This is a genomic window from Bacillus cereus group sp. MYBK14-1 (assembly GCF_051916885.1).
GTDB classification, from domain to species: Bacteria; Bacillota; Bacilli; order Bacillales; family Bacillaceae_G; genus Bacillus_A; species Bacillus_A cereus.
On record NZ_JBQAHM010000001.1, the window covers coordinates 148329 to 160047 of the forward strand.

Consider the following 11719-nt stretch of genomic DNA (forward strand, 5'->3'; position numbering starts at 1 on the left):
GCATTGTTTTAAAGGAATTAAAAAGAAAACTTCGAAACATATAGTATCGCAAACAAAAACTACAAATTTTAAAACGGATCTTCGTACGAATCCATTCCAAAAGAGAGGAGATAAGTATGCAAAAACTCCAAACGAATAAAGGCGCTCGATATATGATGATTGCTTTTATTGTTTTGTTTCTTATTATGATTTTGCGTATATTCTATATTCAGGCAGTAGGAGTCGTGCATAATGTGAATGTAAAGGATCTCGCGAATGAACAACATAATAAAAAAGGTGTTTTAGAAGCGAATCGTGGCACTATCTATGATCAAACCGGAAAGGTGTTAGTACAAGATTCTACAACGTATCGAGTTGTTGTGAATTTAAAAGGAAAAGATAAAGTGAAAAATAAAGATGAAACCGCACAACAATTAGCCGATGCGCTTGGAATTGATAAAGAAGAAGTATTAAAAAACTTTCATGAAGGGCGTACACAAGTTGAAATTGGAAAAACTGGTCGGAATTTATCTAGGGAAACGAAAGAAAAAATTAATAATTTAAAAATACCAGGTGTATCTTTTATGTCGGAAAAAGCAAGAGTGTATCCGAATGAAGACTTTGCATCCTATATACTTGGTTTTGCTAGACCAGATGATAAAGGGAATACGGAAGGAAAGTTTGGGCTTGAAAAGAGTTTGGATAAATATTTGCGCTCTACAAACGGGAATATAGAATATGTGGGTACACGAAGGGGGATTCCGCTTACGAATGATATAGGTAAAGTAGAACCAGCTAAAAATGGGAATAACGTATATTTAACGCTTGATAAACAAATTAATAGCTTTTTAGAAGAAGCGATGAACAAAGCGCAAGAACATTATGATCCTTCTATGTTAATTGGCATTATTGCTGATCCAAAAACAGGAAAGGTTTTAGCAATGTCTAGTAAACCTAGTTACAATCCTAATGTAGGTGATATCGAATACTTTTTAAATGACCCGATTGCAAATGCATATGAACCAGGTTCAACAATGAAAGTTTTTACGTTAGCAGCTGCCATTAATGAAGGTGTATATAACGGCAAAGAATATTTTCAATCTGGAAAATATTCCGTTGGTTCATCTGATATAAAAGATCATAATGGTGGATTTGGATGGGGATCAATTACATTTGATGAAGGTTTTGAAAGGTCATCAAACGTAGCTTTTTCTATTTTAGAAGATCAGTTACTGAAACCAAATAAATTTAAGCAATATATGAATAAATTTGGATTCAATCAAAAAACAGGAATAGATTTACCTGGAGAAAGTAAAAATACTTTATTATTAAATACGCAAATTCAACAGGTTACAACTTCTTTTGGTCAAGGTTCTACAGTAACTCCAATTCAATTAATCCAAGCGGCTACTGCTATAGCAAATGACGGGAAAATGATGCAACCATATATCGTTGATAAAGTTGTAAATCCAACAAACAAAGAAGTTATTATGGAAAATCAACCGAAAGAAATTGGGAATCCGATAAAAAAAGAAACAGCGGACAAGGTTAGAAGCTTAATGGAGCGTGTTATAACATCTTCAAAAGGAACTGGTACAATGTATAAAGTAGATGGTTATCCAATTGGAGGTAAGACAGGAACAGCACAAATCCCGAATCCTGAAAACGGCCGATATATGGAAGGGAAAGAGAATTACATTTTCTCCTTTTTAGGAATGGCTCCAATTGATGATCCGGAGTTAATCGTATACTTAGCTATTAAGCAGCCAAAGTTAAAAGGAGATGAGTATGGAGCTCAGCCTCTTGCTGAAATATTTAAACCTGTTATAAAAAACAGCCTTGAATATTTAAAGGTGAAACCGTATACAGAAAAACAAATAGCTGATGCAGCAAAACAATCTCAATTAAAAGTACAAAATTATGTAAATCAATCGATGGATACAATAGAGAAAAGTGTAGAAAAAGAGAAGCTACAGCCGGTAATTTTAGGAGAAGGAAAAATAATAAAACAATATCCACAGTCTGGCGAGGTAATGAGTGAAGGTGATCGTATATTTTTATTAGGGAATAACGCACAAATGCAAAATGTAAAAGGGTGGTCCATGCGTGATGTTATGTATTTCTCTAAACTTTTGAAATTAGATTTGAAAACTTCTGGTACGGGTTATGTAACGAGTCAAAGTATTGAAAAAGGACAAGATTTACAAGAAGGAGATATACTAGAAGTAGAATTAGAACCGCCGTTACAACCGTTAACAGAGGCGAATACGAATTAATCCAGGCATTTGGAAGGAGCTGTATGCAAATAGCTCTTTCTTTAGAGTTGCGAGTAATTTCACGCACCGTAATTTTTAGAAAAAATAATAAATAAAAGAACTAAAAGTGACACGTTGTTAAATATCTGATTATTTTTTATTTACAGTTAAATGCATGTGTGATAATATGGAAAAAATCAAATGCAGTGAAGAGAAGAGTAAATAAAATGAATTTTTCACAGAGAGCTCCATTTAGCTGAAAAGGAGTAAAAATTCTTTATTGAACCAAGCCTCTGAGCAGCACATCGGAACCTATTATTAGGGGATGGTGTGACGGGAGCTCCCGTTATAGAGCTATGGTATAAGCATGAATTAGAATGCAGTACCTGATAAGGTTAGTATGGTGACATATTAACAAACTAGGGTGGCACCGCGATGATAAATCTCGTCCCTAAGATTAAAAGTCTTGGGGGTGGGATTTTTTTATTGTTGTAAAACAATTTTGAAAGCGGGGGCCAAAAATGAAAAATTTACTTAAAGATTGGAAATATCCTTTATTACTATTGTCCGGAGTTGGCATTGCGAATTTAGGGGCATGGATTTATTTAATAGCACTGAATGTACTTGTCTATAATATGGGTGGCTCAGCCTTAGCTGTTGCTACTTTATATGTAATAAAACCATTAGCCACTTTATTTACAAACGCTTGGTCTGGGAGTATGATTGATCGTTTAAATAAACGAAAATTAATGATTCACCTCGATATATATCGTGCGTTATTTATCGCCATTTTACCTTTACTTCCGTCACTTTGGATTGTTTATGTATTCGTATTCTTTATAAGTATGGCCAGTGCAATTTATGAGCCAACTGCTATGACGTATATGTCGAAATTAATTCCAGTAGAGCAAAGACAACGTTTCAACTCATTACGTACTTTAATAGGATCGGGTGCATCATTAATTGGTCCAGCGATAGCAGGGGTTTTATTAATTGCGAGTACACCTGAGTTTGCTATATATATGAATGCTATAGCATTTCTCTTATCAGGATTCATTACATTACTTTTACCTAATCTTGATAAGAAAGAAGCTTCGGATACAACAAGTAATACATTATCTCTTACAGTATTAAAAAAAGATTGGAACACTGTTATAAATTTTAGTAGAAAACATGTGTATGTCGTATGTGTGTATTTCTTATTTCAAAGTATGTTCGTATTAGCAACTGCTACTGATTCACTTGAACTATCGTTTGCGAAAGAGGTATTACTACTAACAGATAGTGAATATGGTTTTCTAGTTAGTATAGCTGGTGCAGGATTTATTTTAGGTGCCATAACAAATACAATTTTGTCAAAAAAATTAGCACCTTCATTTCTAATTGGAATAGGATCACTATTCATCGCAATTGGTTATTTAATTTATGCTTTTTCAAATGTATTTTTAATAGCTGCTATTGGATTCTTTATTTTATCTTTCTCTATGGCATATGCAAATACAGGATTTTATACATTTTACCAAAATAATGTTCCCGTTCATATAATGGGACGGATCGGGAGCATATATGGACTTGTTATTGCGTTAGTAACAATCTTTATTACAATACTATCTGGTGTTGCGACTCAGTTCATTTCTATACAACTTGTAGTTATTGTAGGGTCATTAATAATGTTATTTATTACTATCGTCTTGTGTGTGTTTACTTTATTCCCATCACAATCTAAGTTGTATTCTACTGAGTCAATAAAGTGAAAATTTAATCAGTGGGGGTCTTACTGCTTATAAATAGCGGGATAAATTTGAAATGAACTTTGTGTTTTCATTAATAATTTATCGTATTTAATAAGAGGGTTCTTTCCTCTTTATATGGAAAAATTAATAAGAGGAAAGAACAATACCGAAAGATAAGGGTGGTTGTCGTGATAAAAACAAAAGATGAAATTGATAAAATTGTAAAAGAAATACAAAAGAAAATAGATTTCTCTGGAGTAGTTTTAGTAAAAAAAGAAAAAGACTTAATCTATGAAAAAGCAATGGGTTACGCAAACAAAAGTGAATGTATAAACAATACGATACAAACAAGATTCGGCATTGCCTCAGGATGTAAAATTTTCACTGCAATTGGAATCTGTCAACTTGTTGAAAAAGGTGTTATTTCTTTTCATACAAAATTAAAGGATTGTCTAGAGATAAAACTTCCAAACTTCGATGAAGATATTACAATACATCAACTACTAACGCATAGCTCTGGTATACCAGATTATTTTGATGAAAGTATTATAGATAACTTCGAGGATCTTTGGAAACAAACACCTATGTATCTATTAAAGAGCTTAAAAGACTTTTTACCATTATTCCAAAACAGTAATATGATGTTTGCACCTGGGAGTAAGTTTCACTACAACAACGCAGGTTTTATCATACTTGGATTAATAATAGAAGAACAGACGGGACTTAAATTTACGGAGTATATAGAAACAAACATTTTTAATTCGATTGGCATGAATGATTCTGGCTATTTTTCGTTAGATAAATTACCAAGACATACAGCTCTAGGATATATAAAGGACGAAACCAACCAAAATTGGAGAACAAACGCTTACTCTATACCAATAAAAGGAGGGGCTGATGGAGGTGCATATGTTACTGCACCAGACATGTTGAAATTTTGGGCGGCACTATTTAATAATGAAATTTTAGGAAAGGAATATACAAAGTTACTTTTAACTCCCCACATTCATGTAAATGATAAACAGTCTTACGGATATGGAATATGGATTGAAACACGAGAAAACAAGGTATTCAAATATCATGTAATGGGATATGATCCAGGCGTCAGTTTTCGCTCGGCCATATATCCAGAATTAGGAATCACTTTAGTTATTCCATCGAATAAAGAGGCAGGACCTGAAAAATTAATGACAGAAATAGAAAGAGCTTTTTAATTATATGGATATAAAAGAAGAGATACGAAAATAATTTAAACGGGTTTATGATTGTTTCTGTTCTGAAAAATATTTTAGTTAACGAGGAACCCTTTATTTATTAAATAAGGGGTTTTTGTAATTCTGCACAATTACATATGTTTATATGGATTTTTAAATTAAAAAATATTACTATATAATTGTAAATTTAAATTATTAATTCATATGAAAGGATGTGTTAACAATTTGTATATGATCAACGGTAGTTTGTTTATTATTTTAGGGGTTATTTGTTATTTAATTGTACGTGGAATATTAATTGGTACCAAAAATAAAAAACATGTGATTTGGTGGAAAGAAATAGTAAGTTTTTTATTCGTGGTTTACATTTGTATGGTTGTTGCAGTAACTTTATTCCCTTTACCAATCGGTTTTCCTTCTAATATTGAAAATCTGAATCGCTCGGTCAATATAATACCATTTGCATCAATTATTAAAGACATCAATCAAATTGGTAGTGCTTATGATGGAGATGCCCTATTTATGATTGGGCTAATTGTAAGAAATGTAGGCGGAAATATTTTATTATTAATGCCTTTAGGATTTTTAGCACCAATCCTATGGGATAAATATAAAAAATTCAAAAATACAATTTTATTAGGATTTTCTATATCAACTAGTATTGAATTGCTACAATTAATTCAGTCTTTATTTAGTGGAGTGGGACGTATTACTGATATTGATGATGTGATTTGTAACGTTATAGGTTGTATTCTTGGATACTTTATTTATAAAATCACTATAATGCTAGCTGCTAAATTTAACATTCAAGTATTTAATGAGACGGATTCTAAAAGAATAGAAACTATTGATAACTAACAATTCATACATGTTAAAGTATACATTTATTTTGAATAAAGATGATAAAAGACGTACGAAAAAGTACGTCTTTTTACTTTTATAGATAAGCTTATGGCTATTACATGGTGTAACATAATAAATAGACAATAGTATAATTGGAAATGAATAATAATTAATAAAAAAGTATAAATACATTCATCCCTTGTTTATCAATGCTGTGAACGGTAATACTAAATAACATTGAACTTTTATAACAAGGGATGATCATATGATATTCATTTACACGGATTTCGGCGGAACGCATTCAACTGCACTTGCAGCAGCTTATCATTTAAATAAATTACCAACGGATCGTAAGCTAACAAAAGAAGAAATATTAAATGTAGATTACTTTAATAAATTGAAAACTGAAGATATAGGGAAAATTATTTTTCATGGAGTAGATGAAAATGGTAACCCGGTTTATACGATTGGATGCGGCGCATCAAAAATCGTTGTACCTGCGATGAAGCATTTAGGAGAAATCTTGCAAAAACATTATCAAAGCCATGAAAAGATTATATTTTCTAATACATCACCAACAGTGCCTTTACCAATGACTTTCGGTGGGCTGTTTTCTAGAAGGTTCCATATTGATTTTATTGGCGTACCTTTACTCGTATGGGGAGCAAAAATTTGCTGTGATAATATACAAAGGCTTGTTAGTTATACAAAAGAAGCTGGACGATTAACGAATGATTATGTAGTAATTTTAGATAATGAAACTTTTAAATAGTATATGATAAGAAGAAAATCGAGCAAATTCCTTGATTTTCTTTTTTATTTGTGAAATAGACAAGAAATAGTCACAATTAATATGCATCTACTATAGCCAAAACAATAAAGTCCTGTTACTATTACAGGGATATTCTCTTTTCGTAACATAAATATATAGAAAAGTCAGAAAAGAGGAATTGAATTAAGGGAGGAACAACATGAAGCGTGTTGCTTGGATTACTGATAGTACAACTGCGAGTTTTAAAACAGAAGGAGATAACTTTGTTATCCCAATTGAAGTTATTATTGATGGTGTGTCGTACAAAGATTGTGAAGAAGGTGTGCGTGAGCGCGTTTATAATGCTTTGAATGAAGGTAAAACTGTCACTACATCACAGCCTAACATAGGGGAAATGGTAGATTTATTTTCGAAATGCAAAGAAGAATATGAAGAGGGATTTGCAGTTGCTATTAGCGGAAAAGTAAGTGGAACCTATCAAAATATGAAGCTAGCTGCAGAAATGGCAGGTTTTCCATTAACGGTATTAGACAGTGAAACAACAAGTTATCCAATGGATGAACTAATTAGAAAAGCGAAATCGTTATACAATGATGGTATGACTTTACAAGATATACACAAAACATTAGTAGATGAAAAAAGAAGACCTTTCCACGTATTCCCGAAAAGTTTAAAAGGCCTTTATGCAAGTGGTCGTGTAAAGGGCATTCAATTTTTACTTGGAAGTTTATTAAGTGTTAACTTAATATTAGAAGTAAAAGGTGGAGAGCTTTTACTTGAAAAGAAAGTTCGTAAAATCCAAAAATGTCGAGAATATATTAAAAATGAACTTGAAAAAGAATTACCAAAAGTACTTCATATGTTCCATGCTAATGATAAAGATGGAGCCGAGGAATGGATTGCAGATATTAGACAAGCATTCCCTGAAATAGATTTCAAATTATATCCATTACCAATTTCATTTGCGGTTCATGCAGGTGAAGGTACAATTGCAATTAGTTATTAAAGTAAAACCCGTGAATAATTCACGGGTTTTTTATTTAATTAAAATGAAATGTGATCTCGACATATCTCCATCGAGGTTAGAAATCGATGGTCGAGCTACCTTCTCATAGATAACTGTGGAATGCCTTTTTTATGACTTATCCAATTATTTCTTACAAGATTTAAGGAGGATTGAGTTGAAAATAAATTAATTAAAGTGTAAAATTACACTAAATAACACATTAGTTACTTTTTGAGGGGGAGGTAAAGTGAATAAGGAGCATGCAATTGAACTTATTTCAACGAAAATAAAGTTAATACGCACTGAAAAAAGATATACACAAGATAAAATGGCTGAAGTTCTCGGCATATCAAAAAAAACGCTTGTTCAAATTGAGAAAGGGAGAACGAATGCAGGTTGGACCAACACTGTTGCTATTTGTGCATTGTTTAGAGATAGTGAAGTTTTACAGAATACTCTTGGGGATGATCCATTAGTAGTAATCGAAACAATGGCCCACAATAGCACTAACAACTTCAAAGAAAAAACATTGGGAGGAAAAGTCTGGTGGAAACAGATTCAAGAAAAAGGGAATTTTCGCTTACAACAAAATCTAATTAGTCAGCATTATCGTATTCTAGACAGACAGGATTACCGTTGGTTTAATTCGTTTGATTTAGAAGAAACGCTAAATCAACTTAATAAATTAGCAACGAATTCAGAACATCAAATAACCAGAACTACAATGAGCGAAAATAAATAGGAGGAAATTACATATGATCATCTTGCATTTTCTTTGGATTTACTTTATGCCAATTTACTGGTTATGTGGATTTATAGGTGGAATCTATTTAATTATTGCAGGTATCAAATATCTTAAATTACTTGTAAGTGTAATGGGATTACTTTGTCTTACCCTTGTCGTGTTACCTATTGTTTGTTGGGGGACAGGGATTAATGCGGAATTTCTTCTTACACCCGTTTCCAACTTTTCACTATTCTCTTTAAGTGGGTTAATAACAGGATTTATTGGATTTTGGTCAAAAATTAAAGGCATAAGAAATATGGGAGTTACTATTTTTACTTGTGGAGTAATAGGTGCCCTATTCTATTATTTAATGTCTATACCCGATTCATACTATATAGGATAGTTTTTCAAAACTCAGTTCATTTACAAACAAAAGGATAGTGAAACAAGAAAAACATTATTTCTATTCTTTCTGTCTAACTTATTAAATAAAAAGGAGATGCTATAGAACTGGTAGCGTCTCCTTTTTCACATGAATCATTTACCTATCAGATAGGTTGCGCTCCAGTACGTAGTAGGTAACATATCAATAGCTAGCTATAATTTCTACATTCTCTGACTTTAAATGATAAAGGAGATGTTATCACAGTTGTTCCTGCAAAGAAAAAATGAATAGTTGTAGTAAAAACATTCTAGAATACAGAATCTTAGGAATATTGGATATAAAATATGATAAATACGAGGCGTAAGCCAGTTTACAATTTTTATGTCAACACTACAAACTTGACATGTGTGTATTTCGTTTTGCACTGTAAATCATTCATATTGAGTAATGGAATTGTAGAAATATATAATAGAATATTCGCACTAATATTTATAAAACTACAATCTATTTACATATAAGGTTATTAGGATTATATTGAAAATGAAAGAGAAAACAATAGATGGAAGGGGATGTTTTTTATGTTTAAAAAAGCAGCACTAGGGATTTCATCGTTAGCAATCACAGCGTTCGTCGGATTAGGAATGGCAACAGAAGCTTTAGCTGGACCAGCAGCACCACTTACTTCACTAAACGTCGTACAAGTAGAGTCTGAGCTAGGCGGGGTAGAAACAATTAATCAGAACAGCTTCAGTACATCGCGTAACCACGGGGGAAAATACTTATATATTACAACGAAAGAAATGGGCTATGGCCAAAACCCATTTGCTAAAATGAATGGTTCTAATGTAAAAAGTATTGATTCCACTATAATTGGCGGAAGACCAATCGTTGGCTGGTATTATAAATGGGATGCTTCTGGACACCAACAAGGAACTTTTGAGTACCAAAAGACATCTATAAATGCCCCATTTAATACAATGCGTACATCAATTTATATCCAATAATTTTGAAAGCGTTCGCACATGTAGAATAGTAAAAAAGGTACTTCTAGGAGTACCTTTTTTTGATTTGAATCACGTTCATCTATATTTACAATCCTGATTTCACAGCAAGAATACTTACCATAAAACAAAATCCTTAAACGTCTATAAAATTAATATGAACGCGTAGTACAAGTCCGCTACAGTTAAAGTACGTAACTTTACATATTTCAACTCAATGAAAAAGGAAGAAACTGCAGTACTTACGCCGCAGTTTTAAATTCATCCATGAACTCACAGTTTTTAGATATATAGACATAAACGTAATACCTGCGCCTCTTTTTTAAATTCAAGATTAAAAAAGAGGAGCTAAACTTATATAAGCTTAGCTTAATGGGGATGTGGCGGAACTTTAAAATTAATTACATCTTTTTCATAGCATAAATAATTTTGTATAAGGAGATGAAAGGATTTTTTAAAGTAATAAAGAAGTATGTATAAACAAATATATAAATGGTAGTGATTAGGATGAAAATCAGTAAGTTTGCAGAAGTAAATAATGTAAGTGTAGATACGATTAGACATTATATGGATCTCGGACTCGTTATTCCTGAGAAAAAAGGAAGTCACTATTTTTTTGACGAGTATTGTCAAAAGGATATAGAACTTATATTAGAGTACAAATGGATAGGGTTTAGCTTGAATGAAATTAAAGAACTGTTTCTTTATAAAAATTTAGGGAAATCCTTAGACTATGAAAAGGATATTTTTTATCAATCTTTATTTAAAGTAAAATATGAAAAGATTGAGCAAGAGATAAAAACCTTAAAGGAACGAAAAGATAAATTAAAGAAAACGTTAAATAATTTATCTATAGAAACTGAAATTTCGAGTTCAATTTTAGGGGTAGATTTAAAAGTACTTCATTTATTTAAATGTGTTAAGTGTAACGGAAATTTAATTCTTGAAGATGGCATTATTAATAAAAATCAAATTGTTGAGGGGAAATTAATTTGTAATTGTGGTGAAGAATACGCGATTACTTCCGGAGTTTTAACAGCTGGAAAATTATTTGAGGTGTATAAGAGGAAATCACTTGAAGATTCTATTTCAGATTATATCCATGAAACGGATACTGCTTTTTTGGAAAATGTTCAAAGAGGAGGAGAATGGGCGAAAAAGAAACTAATGCAATTAGATTTAAATGAAAAAATACTACTTGATTTAGGGTCTGGTATTGGGTTCTTTTTACGAAATATTTATGAAGAACTACCGGAAGAGTGTTTATATATTGCTGTTGATCGAGATTTGAATAAACTTTTACTTTTAAAAGATGTAATTGAGAGAAGAAATGTGAAAAGAAATATTGTATTTATCTGTGCCGACTTTCTAAACATACCTATTCAGAATAATTCTGTTGATATTGTAATCGATCAATCAGGTACAAGTAATTATAGTTTTGAATATGAGGAGTTCTTATTGTGTGAATTAAATTCCCTTTTTAAACACAATTGTTATTTATTAAGTTCATTTATTTTATTTAATAAATTCAGCATAAATAGCCAAATTGCACCTAGACTCAGAGAGAATTTTACATCTGCAAAAGTAACAAAAGAAATCGAAAATTTACAGTTTCAATCTATTGATGAAAGTACTTCAAATTATTTGATACGAGGGGGAAGGTACGAGGATTTCTTTGTTCAAGGAGAAGAAATTTATACATATTCATTTTTCGGAAAAAGATGGGGTTAACCCCATCTTTTATTTATTTCCCCTTAAAACTTTTCAAATCGTACATATTGCTATTGGGTTGACCCAAGAACTT

10 protein-coding genes and 1 other annotated feature are annotated in these 11719 nt (G+C 31.7%); all 10 genes read left to right on the plus strand.

From position 1 onward, the window contains the following. The first annotated feature begins 116 nt into the window (after positions 1-116). Positions 117-2255: a penicillin-binding protein gene (locus ACTFR3_RS00740; protein WP_440044070.1), complete on the plus strand. Its 2139-nt coding sequence runs from the start codon at positions 117-119 to the stop codon at positions 2253-2255. A 176-nt stretch (positions 2256-2431) separates the two neighbouring features. Then, positions 2432-2690: a binding site (T-box leader), on the plus strand. A gap of 65 nt (positions 2691-2755) precedes the next feature. Continuing rightward, positions 2756-3988: an MFS transporter gene (locus ACTFR3_RS00745; protein WP_439962747.1), complete on the plus strand. Its 1233-nt coding sequence runs from the start codon at positions 2756-2758 to the stop codon at positions 3986-3988. Positions 3989-4155: 167 nt separating this feature from the next. Next, positions 4156-5181, plus strand: coding sequence for a serine hydrolase domain-containing protein (locus tag ACTFR3_RS00750; RefSeq protein ID WP_440041347.1), 1026 nt, complete (start codon positions 4156-4158; stop codon positions 5179-5181). 225 nt (positions 5182-5406) lie between these two features. Further along, positions 5407-6039, plus strand: coding sequence for a VanZ family protein (locus tag ACTFR3_RS00755; protein ID WP_440044071.1), 633 nt, complete (start codon positions 5407-5409; stop codon positions 6037-6039). Positions 6040-6289: 250 nt separating this feature from the next. Beyond that, positions 6290-6796, plus strand: a complete 507-nt coding sequence (locus ACTFR3_RS00760) for a DUF3189 family protein (protein ID WP_440044072.1) — start codon at positions 6290-6292, stop codon at positions 6794-6796. A 199-nt stretch (positions 6797-6995) separates the two neighbouring features. Further along, complete coding sequence (locus tag ACTFR3_RS00765; protein WP_440044073.1) at positions 6996-7802, plus strand: DegV family protein; 807 nt, start codon at positions 6996-6998, stop codon at positions 7800-7802. A 247-nt stretch (positions 7803-8049) separates the two neighbouring features. Next, the gene (locus tag ACTFR3_RS00770) at positions 8050-8544 is read left to right on the plus strand and encodes a helix-turn-helix transcriptional regulator (RefSeq protein ID WP_001031007.1); all 495 of its coding nucleotides are present in this window, start codon (positions 8050-8052) and stop codon (positions 8542-8544) included. 13 nt (positions 8545-8557) lie between these two features. After that, positions 8558-8932 carry a hypothetical protein gene (locus ACTFR3_RS00775; protein WP_000584711.1) on the plus strand — a complete coding sequence of 125 codons (375 nt, stop codon included), beginning with the start codon at positions 8558-8560 and terminating at the stop codon, positions 8930-8932. Positions 8933-9492: 560 nt separating this feature from the next. Next, the gene (locus tag ACTFR3_RS00780) at positions 9493-9918 is read left to right on the plus strand and encodes a DUF4879 domain-containing protein (RefSeq protein ID WP_000472909.1); all 426 of its coding nucleotides are present in this window, start codon (positions 9493-9495) and stop codon (positions 9916-9918) included. A 504-nt stretch (positions 9919-10422) separates the two neighbouring features. Next, on the plus strand, positions 10423-11646 hold the full coding sequence (locus ACTFR3_RS00785) for a MerR family transcriptional regulator (protein ID WP_000703280.1): 1224 nt from the start codon (positions 10423-10425) through the stop codon (positions 11644-11646). Positions 11647-11719: the final 73 nt, after the last annotated feature.